This is a genomic window from Pelagibius sp. (assembly GCF_028289705.1).
In the GTDB taxonomy this organism is placed as follows: Bacteria; Pseudomonadota; Alphaproteobacteria; order Kiloniellales; family Kiloniellaceae; genus Pelagibius.
On sequence record NZ_JANQOI010000193.1, the window covers coordinates 35,888 to 54,455 of the forward strand.

Genomic DNA, 18,568 nt, shown 5'->3' on the forward strand with positions numbered 1-18,568 from the left:
ATCAGCCGGTGGTCCGGATCAATCCGACTGCAACGCTGCCGTGAACATGTACCCGGTGCCCCGGACCGTCTTGATGAGCCGCGGGTTCCGCGGGTCGTCGTCGAGCTTGCGCCGCAGCTTGCCGATCAGAACGTCGATGCTCCGGTCGTAGGGCTGCCAATAGCGGTTGGCAATGAGCTCGAGAATCTGATCCCGGGACAGCACCCGCGCCGGCCGCTGCGCCAAGGCGGCGAGCAGCTCGAACTCATAGCTGGTCAGCTCGACCTCTTCGCCATCGGGCGACACGAGGTCGCGCTGCGCGAGATCCATGGTCCATCCCGCAAAGCGCAGGATCGAGGGAGAACCCGCGCCGACTGCTGCGTCCGGCTCCCGCGCGGCCGAGCGGCGCAGAACGCTGCGTATGCGGGCGAGCAGCTCACGCCGGTCGAAGGGCTTGGTGATGTAATCGTCGGCGCCGAGTTCCAGCCCCACAACCTTGTCCACGCTTTCGCTTTTGCCCGTCAGGATGATGAGCGAAACGTTCGACTCCGCCCGCAGGCGCCGCGCCAGGGTGAGCCCATCCTCGCCGCCCGGAAGCCGCAAATCGAGAATCACCAGATCGATTGGCTTTGCCTTCAGCGCCCGCCACATGGCGCGGCCGTTCGGCGCCGAGTCCACCAAAAATCCTTCAGCGGTCAGGAAGCGCGTCAATAGTCGGCAGATGCGTGGGTCGTCGTCCACGACCAGAACGCGCGGCGACTCATCGGCCTGGCTCACGTTGGCCCTCGGGAGCTCGATTGGTTGACCGTCTATACGCAACTCTCGGATTGCTCGAGAACGGGCATTCGCAGTCTTTGGATCAATCATTGACCGAATTGAACCACGCTCGGAACCAGAATTCGAGCTGGTTACAAAACTTTACAAATTGGCTTCTCCGGCACGCAAAGCCCTTACATGGCGTCGCTATCATCCGCCGTGGGGACGAGCCCACCCGTCCAACAAGAGCGGTTTTCCGTGTCCGCACGTGTGGCTGTGCGGAACTGGCAATCGAGAAAAGGGCTGCTTTCAGAAGGCGGTGAGGGCAGGCAGGTCTGGGGATACGGCGATGGGACACGTCAACGGCAGCACCAATAGTGACCTTGGGCAGCTCATCGACGCCCTCTATGACACCGCGCTCGCGGTCATGGACGAATGTGCGTGGTGCAACGTCCTTCCCAAGCTGGGCCACGCCTTGGACGCCTCGGCGGGCAGCTTCATGACCCATGACCTCGCCGCCGGCGATGGCGCGCTGCGGCACAGGTTCAACATTCAAACCAAATACTATGATGCCTATAACGATGGGCTGTCTGCGTTGGACCCGTGGATGACGTCGGCCGCATTGTATGAGGAAGGCGCGGTTATCGCCTGCGAGGATGTCTTGTCGGAACGGGAGTTAAAGCAGACCGAGTTCTACAAGAGGTATCTGCAACCGCAGGCCCTGTTGCACCATCTATGTGGCGTCATCTCCTGCGAGGGTGCGGAGGCGACCGTCATCAGCTTCATGCGTCCGGCCCATGCCGCCCACTTCGGCCGCGAGGAAAGGGTCGCGCTGTCGCGGCTCCTGCCGCACTTGAAGCGAACGATGAAAGTTCGCGACGAGGTCGTGCGCGATCGGCACGCGCACGAGAGCCTCGCCGAGATCATCGATCACCTGCCGGTCGCATTTATTGTGGTTGACCACACGGGACGCGTGAATTTTTGTAACCGCGTGGCAAACGACATGTTCGCCTGCGGGGACGGTCTTCGGTTGAGAACCGAGGGCGTCATCGCCACGGCCTCCTCCAAGAACACCGCGGATCTGCGGCAACTCATCGCCGATACGGCAGGTGCCGCGCCAAATGGCAGGGACCCGACTTCAGGAGAGCATTTCATCATTTCCAGGGGGCCGGAACGTTTGCCGCTCATCTGTGTGATGTATCGCGTAAACGGATCGGGGCATCACGACGATCAGATTCAAGCCCCGGCCGTCGCGTTGGTCATCAAGGATCCGCTTGTGGACAGCGGCGAGGGACTCACGGACTTCGCCCGTGCGTACAAGCTCACCAACGCCGAGGCGCGCCTGGTCTGCTTGCTTACCGACGGCCACGGCCTCTTCGATGCGGGACACAAACTCGGCATCACCAAGAACACCGCGCGAACGCACATGCGCAACATCTATTCCAAGGTGGGAACAAACCGTCAGGCCGACCTGGTCCGTTTGCTCGGGCGCTTTTCGGTGTTTTGAGCCGCCGGGTCCGCGTTCCCGACCCGATGGGCGCCGAGCTCTCCCAACAATTGTAATCCGTTTGTAATCGGTGGCGTCCTTCGGCCGTGGCGCGTCCGGACTCGCCATGCGCCTCACCCCCAGGGGTGAGGCCAGCCCTCTGCGATTGTCCGTAACCTGTCACTTCGATGCTTGATCGCCACCAGTGGTGACGTGGCCCGGCAGCCACCCTGCACTTGGCGGCTCAAGACAGGAGAGAGCGGCACACCACAATCACCGACCGAGAAAGGGAGGCCTTGCCATGGCGAAGACCGTGTTCCGAGCCGATATGAACAAGTGGCCGGAAGAGCAGGACATCAAAACACACAATCGCTGGCATCACGACATACCCATCGTCGAGAACTTCAAGCCCGGCGACGAGTTCCGCGTCGAGTGCTACGACTGGACCGGCGGCCAGATCAAGAACGACGATTCCGCCAACGACATTCGCGACGTCGATCTGACCAAGGTGCACTACCTCAGCGGCCCGTTCGGGTGCGAGGGCGCGGAGCCCGGCGATCTTCTGGTTGTCGACATCAACGACATCGGCTGGCTGGAAGATTCGCAGTGGGGCTTCACCGGCATATTCGCGCTGGAGAACGGCGGCGGCTTTCTCGACAGGCACTTCCCAGAGGCGAAGAAGGCCTGCTGGGACTTCAGTGGTGTCTACGCCTCCTCGCGTCACATTCCCGGCGTCCGCTTCCCCGGCATGATTCATCCCGGCCTGATCGGCACCCTGCCGTCCGAGGAGCTGCTGGCCACCTGGACCAAGCGCGAGGCCGCGCTGTTCGACACCGATCCGGACCGGGTGCCCCCATTGTGCACGCTTCCGGACGGGCTTGCCGGCACCGACACGGCCCTCATGGGCCAACTCACCGGGGCCGCGGCCGAGAAGGCCGGCCAGGAAGGGGCGCGGACCGTTCCCGGCCGCGAGCACGGCGGCAACTGCGACATCAAGAACCTGTCGCGCGGGTCGAAGGTCTACTTCCCCGTCTACCAGAAGGGCGGTGGCCTCTCGATGGGCGACATCCATTGGTCGCAGGGTGACGGCGAGATCACCTTCTGCGGCGCCATCGAGATGGCCGGTTGGATCGACATCGGTATCGACATCATCAAGGATGGTGTCTCGAAGTACGGCATCACCAACCCTATCTTCAGGCCGAGCCCCATCGAGCCACACTACGACGACTATCTGATCTTCGAAGGTGTTTGCGTCGACGAGCACACCGGCGAACAAAAATACCTGGACGCCACCGTGGCCTATCGCCGCGCCTGCCTGAACGCCGTCGAGTACTTGAAGAAGTTCGGATACTCGGGTCAGCAGGCCTACATGATCCTAGGCACCGCCCCGGTCGAAGGGCGGATCAGCGGGATCGTGGACATTCCAAACGCGTGCTGCACCGTCGCCATTCCGACCGGGATCTTCGACTTCGATATTCGGCCCAACGCCAACGGGCCGACGAAGGCGATCTCCGGCGTCGACGTGGCCGCTACCAGTTGAGCTGAAAGTCGTGGGGGCGCGGGCCAACCGCGCCACCATCTTTCGGCAGCCGGCGGGGCAGGTTTCGTAGCCGCGATCATTGGGCCGGCCACGCCCGCCAAACGAGGCGTGGCACGAGCCCGACGGTGAACGAGCAAACGCCGGTTGGGAAAGGGAGGACAAGAACATGTTGCTGGGCATGGTGTTGCTCTACGTCGGCGCCGTTCTGTTCTGTAACGGCCTGTGGGTCATGGGGCGCATCGGCGACCGGGAGATTACGGTCATCAATGTCTTCGTCGGCGGCCTGACCCTGATTGCCGCACTGTTCCTGGCCTTTGGGCCGGGGGCCGATGCAGGCTCGATACGGGCTGCGGCCTATACTCTGCTGTTTACGTTCACCTACTTCTGGGTCGCGTGGAACAGGTGGAACGGGGCCGACGGCCGCGGTCTGGGATGGTTCTGCTTTTTTGTCGGCATCACGGTGATCCCGATCACCCTGGTCTCGCTGGGCGGCGCGGTCAGCCTGTGGGACTGGTGGTTCACGCTGTGCTGGGCCTCCTGGGCGGTTCTCTGGCTGCTGTTTTGGGCGCTGCTTGCGCTCAACAAGGAAAACCTCACCCAGTTCACCGGGGCGTTCTGCGCCCTACAGGGTATCTACACCGGCTGGATACCGGGATTCATGCTGCTGAACGGCTGGATCGGCCCGCTCGCGGAGGGTGGAGCCTGAGGTCACGGCCCTAGACCCGCGGGGGCATGACGACGGCCACGATCCCGCGCGCGACGGCCAGACAATGGACGGTCAACGAGGAGACGTCTTACATGCCTTTGTACAATTACGACTGCGCGCAGTGCGGCGAGTTCGACGACTGGCGCAGCATGAGCGAGGCCAGCGAGCCGAGCGTCTGTCCTGACTGCGGCGATCTGGCGCCGCGCGCCGTTTCGGCGCCGAATCTGGCCATGATGCCGCGGCACAATCGCATCGCCCACGAGCGCAACGAGAAGTCGGCACACGAGCCGAGGTTTATGTCCAAGGCAGAGCAACAGGCCATAGGCCGGAAACGGTCTGGGCATGACCACCACCATCACGGGCATGGCCACGGCCACGCCCATGGTTCGTCGGGCCGCCCCTGGATGATCGGCCATTGATGGATCGGCAATAGCCTCGGCGGAACAGCCCTTCGGATCCGCCGTTTAAGGACCAGCGGGCACGAGCTTGCCGGCTAGTGCGCCATGATCTTCGACAGGAAGTCTTTCGTTTCCTGCGCCTGGGGCCGCTCGAAGAAGTCGTCCGGCGTCGCCGCCTCCAGGATCATGCCGTCGCCCATGAAGACGACGCGGTCCGCCACGCTGCGGGCGAAGCCCATCTCGTGGGTGACGCAGACCATGGTCATGCCGCCTCGCGCCAGGCCGACCATGCAGTCCAGGACCTCGCCGATCATCTCCGGGTCGAGCGCGGAGGTGGGTTCGTCGAACAACATGATCTTGGGTTCCATGCACAGCGCCCGCGCAATGGCGACCCGCTGCTGCTGCCCGCCCGAGAGCTCGTCCGGATGCTTGGCCGCCTGGTCGGCGATGCGCATGCGGTCGAGCTGGGCCATGGCGTTCGCCTCGGCATCGGCGCGCGACGTTCCGCGGACGCGGATCTGCGGCAGGGCGCAGTTTTCCCGGACGGTCAGGTGCGGGAAGAGGTTGAACCGCTGGAACACCATGCCGACCTCGCGGCGGATTTCGTCGAGGGCATCGAGATCGTCGGTCAGTTCGACCCCGTCGACGATGATCCGGCCGCCGTCGTGGGCCTCTAGCCGGTTGATGCAGCGGATGGTCGTCGACTTGCCAGACCCCGACTGTCCGCAGATGACGACCTTCTCGCCCAGTCCGACCTTGAGATCGATGCCCCTGAGGACCTGAATCGGACCGAAGGACTTCGTCACACCGATGAGTTGGATGACCGGATCAGGCATGGGTCAACCTCGCGCGTTTCTCCAGATAGGCGCCGTAGCGGGACAGGCCGAATACGAAGAGGAAGTAGACGGCGCCGACGAAGAAATAGACCTCGACATACTGCGCGCCCCATTCGCCGGTCCCGACCGCCGCGTTGGCCGAGGCCATGATCTCGAAGAAGCCGATGATCGTGACGATGGAGGTTTCCTTGAAGGTGATGACGAACTGATTGATGGTCGCCGGCAGGGAGTTGCGAAACGCCTGCGGCAGCAGAATGTCGAACACGCGGCTCCAGTACTTCATGCCCAGGGCGGCGGCGGCTTCTTCCTGGCCCGGCGGGATCGCCTGCATGCCCGAACGGATGATCTCCGCCTGATAGCAGGCGAAGAAGATGGCAAATGCGAAGATGACGCGGCCCAGCTTGTCGCCCTGCGCCCAATCCGGGACCGTCAACGGGATGACGACGGCGGCGGTAAAGAGGATCGTCAGCAAGGGCACGGAGCGGAAGAGGTCGATGAAGACGCTCGTCACGTGGCGCACGACCGGCAGCTTCGAGCGGCGGGCCAGGGCCAGGCCGATGGACATCGGCATGCCGATCACCGCCACCGAGCAGAAGATGAAAACCGTCAGCGAGAGCCCGCCCCACTGCTCCGTGGTGACCACCGAGAGGCCGAAGACGCCGCCGTGCATCAATACGACGAAGGTGACGAAACCGCCGATCCACAGCGCCGGCAGGCGCTTCAGGCTCCAGAACCAGGGAACGCAGGAGAGCGCCATGGTCGCGACGATGGCAAGGCAGGCGAGGGTCGAACGCCAGTGCTCCTCGTAGGGATAAAGGCCGAACAGAATCAAGCGGCCCCTGGCCTCGATGACCGCCCAACAGGCGCCCGCGGCGTCGCGGCAGGTCTGCCCGTCCTCCAGGGACCAGAGCGCGCTGATCAGGGTCCAGTCGACGATGCGCAGGGCGACCCAGACGACGACCGCGCCGAAGCAGAGGGTGACGATGGTATCGACAGGCGTCGCGAACAGGCGGCGGCGTGCCCAGCCGAAGGCGGTGGTGTCGACCACAGGCGGACGAAGTGCGGCTTCCATGGCTAGCTCGCCTGACCCTTCAGGGCCAATCGCTTGTTGATCCAGTTCATGGTGAACCCGAGCACATAGTTGATGAGCAGGAAGCCGGCCATCAGCAGCGCGATCAACTCGATGGTCTGACCACTCTGGTTGATCGAGGTGGAAACGATCATGAAGTAGTCGGGATAGCCGATCGCGATGCCCAGGGTCGTCGCCTTCATCAGCCAGATGAACTGGTTGGTCAGGGCCGGCAGAATCGCACGAACGGCCAGCGGAATGCGCACGAAGCGGTTGACCATGAAGGCGGTCATCCCCAGGCCGCGGGCCGCTTCGATCTTGCCTTTGTCGACGGAGAGGAAACCGCCGCGCACGATCTCGCCCACATAGGCACCACCGAAGACGGCGATGGAGAACAAGAGGGCCGTGAACTCCGGCTTGATGGCGATGCCGCCGACAAAGCGCAGGCCGCGAAGCTCGGGGATGTTGACGAGCGGGGCATCGGCGCTCCGCCCGCTGAAGAGCAGGATCAGGAACAAGACGATGCAGACCGCCCCGAAGGCCGACCAGGCATGACGCTTCAGGGTCTCGTTCGTCTTACCAGCGGCCGCGATCGCATAACCGGCAAGGCCGAGGCCGATGAAGAACAGAATGATGTCCAGCGCGGACATGTCGAGGGAGGGCACGATCAGCCCCCGGTTCGAGATGTAGCCGACGTCGAAGACCGAGATCGCCTGGCGTGGCGAGGGCAGATGCGTCAGCACCGCGTACCAGACGAAAACCTGCAGAATGAGCGGGACGTTGCGGAACACCTCGACGAAGGTCGTGCCGACCAGGTTGAGCACGAAGTTGTCGGAGATTCGCATCAGCCCGACGATCACGCCGATGACCGTGGCCAGCGAGATCCCGAGAACGCCGACCAGCAGGGTATTCAGCAGCCCCGCCAGCAGGATGTCGGCATAGGGGCTGTTGGCCGTGACCTCGAAGAGCGAGAAGTTGATCGGCCAGCCGGTGGATCTCTCGAGGAATCCGAACCCGGTCGCGATGCCCTGTTCGAGGAGGTTGTGGCGCGTCGTCAGCACGAAGGTCAGGAGGATCCCAAGGGTCACGACCAGAACCGTGCCCTGGATGAACCTGTTTCGCGTTCGACTGTTTTTCAGGATCGTCTTCATCGCCGAAACCCCCGCAAGAGGAAGGCGCCCGGCCGGTCCGGGAGGGCGACCGGCCGGGACAGGTTGTGGTCAGTCGAGGACCAGCGTGTAGTGGAGACCGCCCTTGCTCCAGAGATTGTTTAGGCCGCGCGGCAGCTTGTACGGCGAGCCTTCGCCGACCGTGCGGTCATAAATCTCTCCATAGTTGCCGACCGCCTTGATCATGTTGTAGGCCCAGTCGTTGGAGAGGCCCAGACGGTCGCCGATGCCCGGTGTCGCACCCAGCAGCCGGCCGATGGACGACGACGGCGGATTGGCCCGCATCTCGTCGACATTGGCCTGGGTGATCCCATGTTCTTCGGCCATCAGAAGGGCGGAGACCATCCAGTTGATGACATCGATGAAGTTGTCGTCGCCCTGGCGGGCGGCGATGCCTTCCGGTTCCAGCGCGAGCACCTCGTCCAGGATCACGAAGTCGTCCGGGTTCGGCGCGTTGAACCGGGTGGCCGCCAGGAACGGCCCGAAACCGGCCAGCGCATCGCAGCGGCCCGCGTAGAGCGCAGAGCGCAGCTCCTCGGCCTTCTCGAAGTTCAGCGCCTCGTAGCTGATACCCTTCGCCCCCATGTAATCGGCGACGATGCGTTCGATGGAGGTGCCGGCATTGATGCAGAAGACGCCGCCCTCCAGGTCGGCCGCGCTCGTCGCGCCGAGTTCCGCGCGCGTCAGGATGTTGGTCGGACCGATGAAATAGGGCCGGGCGAACTGCAGGCCGAGTTCGGTGTCCCGCCCCATGGTCCATCCCGTCACCTTGATGATGACGTCGATGTCGCCGGACTGCAGGGCCGGGAAGCGCTGTGCCCAACTGACGGGAATGATCTGAAGCTTGTCCGGCGAGCCGAGAATGGCGGTCGCCAGCGCCTTGCAGAATTCGATGTCGAATCCGGTCCACTTGCCCTTGTCGTCGACCTCGGCGAAGCCCAGATAGCTGCCGTTGTGGCCGGTGCAGAGCAGGCTGTCCCGGTCCTGGATGGTCTTCACCGTTTCGCCGGATGCCGCCAGCACCGGGGCGGAAACGGCGGCGGCCAGGGCGGCCCCCGCCAGGGCCGATGTAAACCTCTTCATCATCTCTTGTCTCCTCTCTGTTCTGGGATTTTTCTCAGGAAATCTTCTTTGCTTTGTCCGGCCTCTGCGCAGCCATCGCATCGCAGTGTCGGCGAACGAGATCCCGGTAGAGCTGGCTGATTCGCTCGGTCATCGCTCCGCGGTCGCCGCTGCCGATGGTTCGGCCGTCGATGCTGCCGACGGGCGTCATCCCGCCGAAGGTGCCGGTCAGAAAAGCCTCGTCGGCGCCATAGCTGTCGATCAGCGTGTAGTTCCGTTCGAAGACCGGGATGTCGTTCGCACGGCAGAGCTCGATCACGTTCCGGCGGGTGATGCCGTTCATGCAGTAGTCGCCGGTGGAGGTCCAAACCTCTCCCTTCCGGACGATGAAGAAGTTGCAGGCGTTGGTGGTGTTGACGAAGCCGAAGGGGTCGAACATCAGCGCCTCGTCGCCACCGGCACGGATGGCCTGGTTGCAGGCGATGATGCAGTTGAGCTTGGAATGGGAGTTCAGCTTCGCGTCCTGGGTCAGCGGCAGGCCGCGGTGCTGGGCCACGCTGACCAGGCGGATGGGCCGCGGAATCGACGGTTGCGAATGCTCCATGATGATTGCGACGGTGGGACCTGACTGAGACAGGGCCGGATGCTGGAACGGCCGCACCTTGACGCCGCGCGTGACCATGAGTCTCGCGTGCACATGGTCGGTCATGCCGTTGGCGCGCGCCGTCGCATCGAGGGCGTCGGCGATTTCCTGCCTGGTCATCCCGATGTCCAGGTCCAGCGCCAGCGCGGCCTCGAACAGGCGGTCCAGATGCGCCTCGAGGAAGGCCCAGACACCGTCGTGCAGCCTGAGTCCTTCCCAGATGCCGTCGCCCAGCATGAAGCCGGAGTCGTAGATCGATACCACCGCCTCGGCCTTCGGGACGATCTTCCCGTTGAGGAACAGCTTGAGGGACTCGTTCCGCGGATCGGCGGCGGTGCTGTGCGTGCTGGTCCTTTGGCTCATCGGGCGCCGCCTGCCGTTCCGATGGCGCCCGGATCGAGTTCGAAGCCGGCGCCATAGTTGGTGCGCAGGTAGTCCAGGAAGCGATCGTGGAATTGCCGGGTGTGCGCGTGGGCCAGCCTGTCGGCACCATCGAGGTCGTGGGCCTCGATCGCGTCGATCATCTCGTGGTGCTCGCTGGCCAGCGGCCGGTCGTAGGTCGATTTTCCAAGAAAGTCGAAGTGGAGATGAAGCAGGCGCCGTCCCTGGTCCAGCAGCGCGTCGTACTGCTGGGCGAGGTAAGGGTTGCCGCCCGCCGCGGCGATGGCCATGTGGAACGCCTTGTTGGTGCTCGACATTTCGAAGTGGTCGTACTCGATGAGGGTTTCGTCGAAGGCCTCCGCAAGCCGGCGCATGCGGGCAATGTCGTCGTCCGTGCGGTGTTCGGCGGCGAGGCGCGTGTTGATCCGCTGCAGCAGGTCCAGGGCCTCCACGTAGCGCGGGAACTTCGCCAGGTCCAAGGGCGCCACCAGGGTGCTGCGGTTGGTCAGCATGACGACAAGGCCCTGCATGACCAGGCGGTTGAGCGCCTCGCGGATCGGCGAGCGGGACATGCCGAAACGCTGCGCCAGGTGGGTCTCGTCAAGCGGCTCGCCCGGCGACAGGGCGAGGGTGAGGATCTCCCGCTGCAGCGTTTCGTAGACGGCGTTTGACCGCCCCCCCCGGGTCCGCCGATCCGCCGTTTCCCGCAAAGCCTTTTGGTGGCCCTGGCTATCCACGTGTTCCACCCTCAACTTTTCTCGCCAACTTTTTTTGTCGACTTTCTGTCGACTGTATATCAATATGCCGACACATTGTCGACAAAAATCAGGCGTGCGCGGAAATCCAATGTCCGGGAGCAGACCCAACATCCTCTTGTTCATGGTGGACCAGCTCACCGCACAGGTGTTGCGGCCGTATGGGGGAAGCGTCTGCAAGACGCCGAATCTCGACGCGCTTGCCGGCCGCGCGGCGCTGTTCGAGAACGCCTACTGCAACTATCCGCTCTGCGCGCCGTCGCGATTCTCGATGATGTCCGGGCGCCTGCCGTCACGCATCGGCGCCTATGACAACGGGGCCGAGTTCACGGCCTCGACACCGACGTTCGCGCACTATCTCAGGCGGCTTGGCTACTACACCTGCATCTCCGGCAAGATGCACTTTGTCGGCCCCGACCAGCTTCATGGCTTCGAGGAGCGGCTGACCACGGAGATCTATCCGGCGGATTTCTCCTGGACTCCGACCGCCGGCTACGCGGACATCGAAACCGACGACGAGCGCCGCTACGCGGCCGGGACATCGACGGTGGAATCGGTGCTGGACTCGGCGCCGATGGCCCGCACCATGCAGATCGACTACGACGAAGACGTCGTCCACCATGCGGTCAGAGAGCTCTTCGTCCGCGCGCGCTCCGAGGATAAGCGCCCCTTCCTGATGACCGTGTCGCTGACCCAGCCGCACGACCCCTATGTCACGACGCGGGAGTATTGGGACCGCTACGACGACGCGGAAATCGATCCGCCCCGGGTGCCCCACATCCCGCTCGAGCAGCGCGACCCCCATTCACGCTCCCTGCACGTGCACTACGGACAGGACCGGATCGAGATATCCGAGGAAGCCTACCGCCGCGCCAGACGCGGCTATTACGGCATGGTTTCCCACGTGGATGCGCTGTTCGGCCGGCTTATGGCGGCGCTTGGCGAAGCGGGCTTTGCCGAAAACACCGTGGTCGTCGTCACCTCCGACCACGGCGACATGTTGGGCGAACGCGGCATGTGGTTCAAGAAGACGCTCTATGAACCGGCGATCCGCGTGCCCCTGGTCATCGCAGACCCCCGCCGGCGCGCGCAGCGGGTGACGTCTCCGGTTTCCCTTGTCGACCTCTTCCCGACGCTCCTGGATCTGGCCGACGCCCCGGAGGACGCCGTCTCGACGCCGCTCGACGGGCATAGCCTTGTGCCGCTGTTCGACTCCGACGCAAGCACGCGCGAGGTCTTCGTCGAGCACATCGACGGGGGCACCGTAGCGCCGCGCGTCATGGTGCGCTCCGGCTCCTTGAAGCTGGTCGTCTCGCCGGCCTATCCGACCCTGCTGTTCGATCTGGCGGCGGACCCGGACGAGCGCAACAATCTGGCCGGTCTGCCGGAGGTGGCCGATGCGCAGGCGCGACTGCAGGCCCTAGCGGCGGAGACCTGGGACCTGACGGCGCTTGCCGCAGAGGTGACCGAAAATCAGGCCTCGAGGCGCGTGATCGCCGAGGCCAGTGCGCTTGGGCGGGTCGAGGCCTGGGATTTCCAGCCCCGCGCCCTGGTTCAGAACACCCGCTATGTCAGACGCGGCGATGCCTTTCCGACCGTGGAGCGGCGGGGATACCTGCCCTACGCGAAGACCTGAATTCCTAGGAGAAGCGAGATGCAGCTTTCCGGAGTCCTGCCGGCCCTGGTGACGCCGTTCGACCGGGATAACAAAGTCGACTTCAAAGCGCTGGAGGCGCACATGTCGGCGCTCCGCTCCGCGGGCGCGAGCGGATGGGTGCCCTGTGGGTCCACGGGCGAGTATTTCTCCATGTCCAATCAGGAAAGAGTGGATGTGCTGAAGTTCGTGAAGGACTTTGCCCAGGACGGCGAGACGCTGATCGCCGGGACCAATGCGCCCGCGACGCGGGAGGTGATCGAGAACACGGCCGCCGCCAAGGACATCGGCTACGACACCGTCTTGCTTGCAACGCCCTTCTATACCCGGCCCAGCGACGACGAGCTCCTGGCCCACTACAACAGCGTGCTCGATGCGGTCGACGTGAACATTGTCCTCTACAACTACCCGCCGAAGGACGGGGTCGAGATCTCGTTCACGGTGATGGATGGCCTGGCGGACCATCCGCGGGTCATCGGCATCAAGGAATCGAGCGGGGTCCTGCAGCGGGCCGTCGACATCGTCAGCCGCTACGACGGCCGCATCCAGCTCGTCAGCGGCTCCGACGACATCGCGCTCGACTTCATGTTCTGGGGTGCGGACAGTTGGATCTGCGGCCCGGCGAACTGCATGGCCAAGGCGTGCTGCGATCTGGACCGGACCTTCCGCTCCGGCGACCTGGCAAAGGCGCGCAAGCAGATGGCGACCCTCTATCGGGCCATGAACAGCCTGGAGAGCGGCAAGTTCGTCCAGAAGGTCAAGTACGGTTGCGAGCTGCAGGGCACGCCGGTCGGCGTCTGCCGCCAGCCGCTGCTGCCTCTGAGCGATCAGGAAAAGCAGGACTTCAAGGTCGCGTTGGAACCGATCCTGAACTGGTCCTGATCTGGTCCTGAACTGGCGGGACCAGCGGTGCTCCCGCCGCGCCCAAACTGAATTGCGAGGCTGGCGAGCCGGTCATGGCAAAGATCGTCGTCGTTGGTGGAGGGGTCGTCGGCATAAGCTGCGCGCTGTCGCTCCAGGCTGACGGGCACGATGTGGTCGTGCTGGACCCCGGAGAGCCGGGCGAGGGCGCCAGCCGGGCATCCTGCGGCTCTATCGCCGTCAGCGAAGTGGTGCCGCTTTCCAAGCCCGGCACCCTCCGGCTCGCGCCCAAGTGGCTGCTTGATCCCAAGGGGCCGCTGGCCCTGCGCCCGGCCTCGTTGCTTGCCGTTCTGCCGTGGTTCCTGCGTTTCGCGGGCAACGCGCGCGGCGATCGCATCCGATCGATCAGCCGCGACATCGCCCTGCTGACCGCTCATGCGGTATCCGACACCGAGGATTTCCTGGACCGCTACGGACTGCGGTCGCTGCTGCGCGAGGTGCCGGTCATCCAACTCTTCGACAGCAAGGAGGAACTCGAGAAGGAGCGCGGCTACCTGGACCTGCGCCGGGACCTGGGGTTCCAGATCGATGTCGTTTCCGGCAACGAAGCGGCGGAGCTCGAACCGGCCCTGGCGAAGGATTTCGCCGCGGCCGCTGTCCTTCGGGACTGGCGCTCGGTCGTCGACCCGAAACGCTATGTCGTCGAGCTCCACAAGGCCTTTGCCGCCCGCGGCGGCGAGGTCCGGCGGTTGAAGGGGACCGGGTTCAACCGGCAGGAGCGTCAGGCCCGCGCGGTGCGCACCCAATCCGGCGAAGCCGTCACCGGCGATGCCTTCGTGATCGCCGCGGGGGCGGCTTCAAAAGACCTGGTATCGGACCTCGGATTCACCATCCAGCTTGCCGGCGTGATCGGCTATCAGAGCCTGCTGAAGGCGCCCGGCATCGACCAGACCCACGCGCTGATCTATGGGAAAGGCGGCTTCGGCATCACACCCTATGAGAGCGGCCTTGCGGTTGCCGGCAGCGTGGAGTTCGCCAGCGCCTCGGCCGCGCCGGACTGGCGCCGCGCCGATATCCTCGTTGAACGGGCCCGGAGGGTCCTTCCCGGCCTCACCGCACGATCCGCCGAACGGTACTTCGGGCGCCGGCCGCTGACGCCCGACACGAAACCGATCATCGGGCGCGCGCCGACCGCCGACAACGTCGTGGTCGCGACCGGCCACGGCCAGCTTGGACTGACCCTCGCCGCGACCACCGGCAGGCTGGTCCGCGACCTCGTCGCAAACCGCAGATCCAACGTCAACCTCTCCGCCTACCGCGCGGACCGTTTCTAGGAGGACCTGACGCCATGCGCTGGACGCGGACACTGCAGACCGTCGATGTACACTGCGCGGGCGAGATCGGCCGCGTGATCACCGGTGGCGTCATCGACCTTCCCGGCGAAACCATGGCGGCCAAGCTGCAGCACATCAACAGCACCGACGACCGCCTGCGCCGCTTCCTGACCTCCGAGCCGCGGGGCGGACCGGCGGGATCGGCCGTCTTGCTGACACCCCCGACCCGCCCGGAGGCGGCGGCCGGCTTCCTCGTGCTGCAGCCCGATCAGGCCCATGCCATGTCGGGCTCCAACGCGATCTGCGCGGTGACCGCCCTGCTGGAAACCGGCATGGTGGAGATGCGCGAGCCGCAGACGACCATCACCCTGGACACGGCGGCCGGGCTCGTGCGGGCGGTGGCCCGCTGCCGCGACGGCCGGTGCCTGGACGTCACTCTGGCCATGCCGGCGGCCTTCGCCGAGGATCTGGATGCTGTCGTGGAGACCGACGATTGGGGGAAAGTGCGATACGACCTGTGCTTCGGCGGCGTGTTCTATGCCCTGGTCGACGTCGACCAGTTCGGCCTTCGGATCGAACCGCAGGCCGCCCGCGCGCTGGCCGAAGCCGGGGTCAGGTTGAACGAGAGTATCAACGCCCAGCGCCGCATTCGCCATCCCGCCACGCCGGAGATCGAAGGTCTGGCCTACGTCATGTTTCGCAGCGCCGAGCCCGACGGCGCCTTCAGGACCTGCACGACCCTGAAGCCGGGCCGCGTCGACCGCTCGCCCTGCGGGACCGGCAGCAGCGCCAACGTCGCGGCCCGCCATGCCCGCGCTTCGATCACGGTGGGCGATACGCAGGTGAGCCGGTCGATCATCGGCAGCGAGATCGTGACGACGCTCCACGGCACCACGGAGATCGCGGGCCGGGCAGCGACGCTTTCCAGCGTCACGGGATCGGCCTGGATCTACGCCCTGTCGCAGATCGGCCTCGACCCCTCCGACCCCTTCCCGGAGGGCTTTCGCCTGTCGGACACCTGGGGCGGCGTCTGAGGCGCCGCGGTGGCCCTGTCAACCGAAGCCGAAGGCGGACTGCTGCCGTTGCTCAATTGTAGAGAACAGACGTGCCACACAGCAGCGACAGTCTCCCTTCGCCAAGGCTTCGGGAGACACTCCTACGCCTAAACGCCTTCAGGCGCCAGACCACGAGGGTGGCCTGCCACCCGAAGCCGAAGGCGTAGGGTGGCGGAGAGGGTGGGATTCGAACCCACGAGGCAGTTTCCCACCCACACGCGTTCCAGGCGTGCGCCTTAAGCCACTCGGCCACCTCTCCTTAACGGCGATCCCCCCACCCGACAGCCATCCGCCCTGCGGAAACTGCCTACTGCGGCGCAAAGGTCCGGAACCGCCGCCTGCGCCGGCACCCGGATGCCCCGGGGCGGCGGATCAGCGACGCGAACCTAACCGAGGCCGGCCCCGGATGCAATGGCCCCGGATGCAATGGTCCGGGATCCCTGGCCGGGGCGCCGGGGGTGGTGGTCAGGGGCGGAGCGCAGCCGATCTCAGAGGAATCGCGCCCAGGAAGAATGCGCCGGGCTGCCGCTTGGCCCTTCGCGGGGCGGCCTGCTAATATCCGCCGCGTCGCGCCTGAAAGCGCCGGATCGCCAGCCAGGGTCGGCAAACCAGGATCCGGTCGGCTGGGGCGGCGGCGCCTTTGGGGGGTGCATGATCGTTGGCCGCATTCTTGGCTGGTTCTTTCTCTTTGCCGCCCTGGTCCTGGCCGGCTGGGACGGCGTCTCCGCGTTGAGTTCGGGGGAGTGGCGCTTTGCGCCGCTGGGCCAGCGCTGGTTCGAGATCGATCAGGCCTTCGGCGGCGCCAGCCTGAACATGCTGCAGGCCGGCATCGAGCGGCGGATTTCCGTCGACCTCTGGGACAACATCTTCACGCCGCTGCTGGGCTGGTGGGCCTGGGCGGTGTTCCTGGCCGCCGGGCTGGTGCTGGTGCTGCTGTTCCGGCGCTGGCGCCCGGAGCGCCAGCCCAAGCGCTTTTCCGTGCGCGGAAAGCGCTAGGAGAGTTTCTTGTTTCCCGGCACCGGCCCGCTCCCCTAACCATCCCCCATCTTGAGGGCGGCCAGGAACGCCGACTGCGGGATTTCCACGTTGCCGACCTGGCGCATGCGCTTCTTGCCGGCCTTCTGCTTTTCCAGGAGTTTGCGCTTGCGCGAGACGTCGCCGCCGTAGCACTTGGCGGTCACGTCCTTGCGCAGGGCGGAGATGGTCTCGCGGGCGATGACCTTGCCGCCGATGGCCGCCTGGATGGCGATCTTGAAGAGCTGGCGCGGGATCAGATCCTTCAGACGCTCGCAGAGCGCCCGGCCGCGCGGCTCAGCCTGGCTGCGGTGGACGATCATCGCTAGGGAATCCACCGGTTCCTGATTGACCAGGATGGAGACCTTCACCAGCTCGCCCTCGCGGTACTGGTCGATCTGGTAGTCGAAGCTGGCATAGCCGCGGGAGACCGACTTCAGGCGGTCGTAGAAATCGAACACCACCTCGTTGAGCGGCAGGCGGTAGACCAGCATGGCGCGGGTACCGGCATAGGTCAGGTCAAGCTGCTCGCCGCGGCGCTCCTCGCAGAGCTTCAGGATCGGGCCGAGGAACTCGTCGGGCACCAGGATGGTGGCCTTGATCCAGGGCTCCTCGATCTTGGCGATCTTCACCACGTCGGGCATGTCGGCGGGATTGTGCAGCTCGACCATCTCCCCCTTGGTCATGTGGATCTTGTAGACCACCGAGGGCGCCGTGGTGATGAGGTCGAGATCGAACTCCCGCTCCAGGCGCTCCTGCACGATCTCCAGGTGCAGGAGCCCCAGGAAGCCGCAGCGGAAGCCGAAGCCCAGGGCGGCGCTGGTCTCCGGCTCGAAGAGAAAGGAGGAGTCGTTGAGCGCCAGCTTGCCCAGGGAATCGCGCAAGGTCTCGTAGTCTGCCGCATCCACCGGAAACAGCCCGCAGAACACCACCGGCACCGAGGGCTGGAAACCCGGCAGCGGCGCGGCGGCCAGGCGCTTTTCCTCCGTGATGGTGTCGCCCACGTTGGTGTCGGCCACCGACTTGATGCTGGCGGTCAGGAAGCCGATCTCGCCGGGCCCGAGGGACGGCAACTGCGTCATCTTCGGGGTGAAGGCGCCCACCTTGTCCACCAGATGAGTGGCGCCGCTACCCATCATGCGGATCTTCATGCCCGGCTTCAGGCGGCCGTCGACCACGCGGATCAGGGTGATGACGCCGAGATAGGCGTCATACCAGCTATCCACCAGCAGGGCCTTCAGCGGCGCCTCGGCATCGCCCTTGGGCGGCGGCAGGCGCTGCACCAGGGCCTCCAGCACCGCGGCCACCCCCTCGCCCGTCTTGGCCGAGATCGGCAGCGCCTCGCCGGCGTCGATGCCGATGACTTCCTCGATCTGTTCCTTGATGCGTTCCGGCTCGGCCGCCGGCAGGTCGACCTTGTTCAGGACCGGCACGATCTCATGGTCGTTGTCGATCGCCAGATAGACGTTGGCGAGGGTCTGGGCCTCGACGCCCTGGCTGGCATCCACCAGCAGCAGCGAGCCCTCGCAGGCCGCCAGCGAGCGGCTGACCTCGTAGGAGAAGTCCACATGGCCCGGCGTGTCGATCAGGTTAAGCTCATAAGTCTCCCCGTCCTCGGCCCGGTAGTTCAGGCGGACGGTCTGGGCCTTGATGGTGATGCCGCGCTCGCGCTCCAGGTCCATGGAGTCGAGGACCTGCTCCTTCATCTCGCGGTCGCTGAGGCCGCCGCAGAGCTGGATCAGCCGGTCCGCCAGGGTCGACTTGCCGTGGTCGATATGGGCGATGATGGCGAAGTTGCGGATGTGCGAGAGGTCGGTCATGGCCGGTCAGGTCTCGTTGTCGAAGAGGGTTTCGAGGTCGCGCCGTCCGT

17 protein-coding genes and 1 tRNA gene are annotated in these 18,568 nt (G+C 65.1%); 9 read left to right on the forward strand and 9 right to left on the reverse strand.

Going from position 1 to position 18,568, the window contains the following annotated elements; translation table 11 throughout:
• Window positions 1-18: 18 nt before the first annotated feature.
• Complete coding sequence (locus Q0996_RS25375) at window positions 19-756, reverse strand: response regulator (RefSeq protein WP_299626998.1); 738 nt, start codon at window positions 754-756, stop codon at window positions 19-21.
• A 328-nt stretch (window positions 757-1,084) separates the two neighbouring features.
• Between Q0996_RS25375 and Q0996_RS25380 the strand changes: the two genes are divergently transcribed.
• From Q0996_RS25380 to Q0996_RS25395, 4 genes are all read left to right on the forward strand, one after another.
• Window positions 1,085-2,242 (forward strand): helix-turn-helix transcriptional regulator, encoded by a 1,158-nt coding sequence (locus Q0996_RS25380; protein ID WP_299627001.1) that lies wholly within the window; start codon window positions 1,085-1,087, stop codon window positions 2,240-2,242.
• Between the two features lie 280 nt (window positions 2,243-2,522).
• A complete protein-coding gene (gene fmdA / locus Q0996_RS25385; RefSeq protein WP_299627004.1) occupies window positions 2,523-3,761 on the forward strand; it encodes a formamidase in 1,239 nt (412 codons plus the stop codon).
• A gap of 166 nt (window positions 3,762-3,927) precedes the next feature.
• Entirely contained in the window at window positions 3,928-4,467 is a 540-nt protein-coding gene (locus tag Q0996_RS25390) for an AmiS/UreI family transporter (RefSeq protein ID WP_299627007.1), read from the forward strand.
• Between the two features lie 92 nt (window positions 4,468-4,559).
• Window positions 4,560-4,886: a zinc ribbon domain-containing protein gene (locus Q0996_RS25395; RefSeq protein ID WP_299627010.1), complete on the forward strand. Its 327-nt coding sequence runs from the start codon at window positions 4,560-4,562 to the stop codon at window positions 4,884-4,886.
• A 74-nt stretch (window positions 4,887-4,960) separates the two neighbouring features.
• Here Q0996_RS25395 and Q0996_RS25400 read toward each other — a convergent pair whose 3' ends face one another.
• From Q0996_RS25400 to Q0996_RS25425, 6 genes are all read right to left on the reverse strand, one after another.
• A complete protein-coding gene (locus tag Q0996_RS25400; RefSeq protein ID WP_299627013.1) occupies window positions 4,961-5,701 on the reverse strand; it encodes an amino acid ABC transporter ATP-binding protein in 741 nt (246 codons plus the stop codon).
• Window positions 5,694-6,773 (reverse strand): amino acid ABC transporter permease, encoded by a 1,080-nt coding sequence (locus Q0996_RS25405; RefSeq protein WP_299627016.1) that lies wholly within the window; start codon window positions 6,771-6,773, stop codon window positions 5,694-5,696. The genes Q0996_RS25400 and Q0996_RS25405 overlap by 8 nt, the downstream gene beginning before the upstream one ends.
• Window positions 6,774-6,775: 2 nt before the next feature.
• Window positions 6,776-7,921, reverse strand: coding sequence for an ABC transporter permease subunit (locus tag Q0996_RS25410; RefSeq protein ID WP_299627019.1), 1,146 nt, complete (start codon window positions 7,919-7,921; stop codon window positions 6,776-6,778).
• 69 nt (window positions 7,922-7,990) lie between these two features.
• Window positions 7,991-9,022, reverse strand: coding sequence for a transporter substrate-binding domain-containing protein (locus Q0996_RS25415; protein ID WP_299627022.1), 1,032 nt, complete (start codon window positions 9,020-9,022; stop codon window positions 7,991-7,993).
• Between the two features lie 34 nt (window positions 9,023-9,056).
• Window positions 9,057-10,007 (reverse strand): aminotransferase class IV, encoded by a 951-nt coding sequence (locus Q0996_RS25420; protein ID WP_299627025.1) that lies wholly within the window; start codon window positions 10,005-10,007, stop codon window positions 9,057-9,059.
• Window positions 10,004-10,771, reverse strand: coding sequence for a GntR family transcriptional regulator (locus Q0996_RS25425; RefSeq protein ID WP_322096811.1), 768 nt, complete (start codon window positions 10,769-10,771; stop codon window positions 10,004-10,006). Before Q0996_RS25425 ends, Q0996_RS25420 begins: the two co-directional genes overlap by 4 nt.
• 100 nt (window positions 10,772-10,871) lie before the next feature.
• Here Q0996_RS25425 and betC point away from each other — a divergent pair, with 100 nt between their 5' ends.
• From betC to Q0996_RS25445, 4 genes are all read left to right on the forward strand, one after another.
• Window positions 10,872-12,416 carry a choline-sulfatase gene (gene betC, locus Q0996_RS25430; RefSeq protein ID WP_299627028.1) on the forward strand — a complete coding sequence of 515 codons (1,545 nt, stop codon included), beginning with the start codon at window positions 10,872-10,874 and terminating at the stop codon, window positions 12,414-12,416.
• 18 nt (window positions 12,417-12,434) lie between these two features.
• Window positions 12,435-13,316, forward strand: a complete 882-nt coding sequence (locus Q0996_RS25435; protein ID WP_299627031.1) for a dihydrodipicolinate synthase family protein — start codon at window positions 12,435-12,437, stop codon at window positions 13,314-13,316.
• Window positions 13,317-13,390: 74 nt separating this feature from the next.
• Window positions 13,391-14,629 carry an FAD-binding oxidoreductase gene (locus Q0996_RS25440; protein WP_299627034.1) on the forward strand — a complete coding sequence of 413 codons (1,239 nt, stop codon included), beginning with the start codon at window positions 13,391-13,393 and terminating at the stop codon, window positions 14,627-14,629.
• A gap of 14 nt (window positions 14,630-14,643) precedes the next feature.
• The gene (locus tag Q0996_RS25445; protein ID WP_299627037.1) at window positions 14,644-15,663 is read left to right on the forward strand and encodes a proline racemase family protein; all 1,020 of its coding nucleotides are present in this window, start codon (window positions 14,644-14,646) and stop codon (window positions 15,661-15,663) included.
• A gap of 190 nt (window positions 15,664-15,853) precedes the next feature.
• Here Q0996_RS25445 and Q0996_RS25450 read toward each other — a convergent pair.
• Window positions 15,854-15,943, reverse strand: a tRNA-Ser gene (locus Q0996_RS25450).
• 392 nt (window positions 15,944-16,335) lie between these two features.
• Here Q0996_RS25450 and Q0996_RS25455 point away from each other — a divergent pair.
• The gene (locus Q0996_RS25455) at window positions 16,336-16,680 is read left to right on the forward strand and encodes a hypothetical protein (RefSeq protein ID WP_299627040.1); all 345 of its coding nucleotides are present in this window, start codon (window positions 16,336-16,338) and stop codon (window positions 16,678-16,680) included.
• 35 nt (window positions 16,681-16,715) lie between these two features.
• Here Q0996_RS25455 and lepA read toward each other — a convergent pair whose 3' ends face one another.
• Entirely contained in the window at window positions 16,716-18,518 is a 1,803-nt protein-coding gene (gene lepA, locus Q0996_RS25460) for a translation elongation factor 4 (protein WP_299627043.1), read from the reverse strand.
• Window positions 18,519-18,568: the final 50 nt, after the last annotated feature.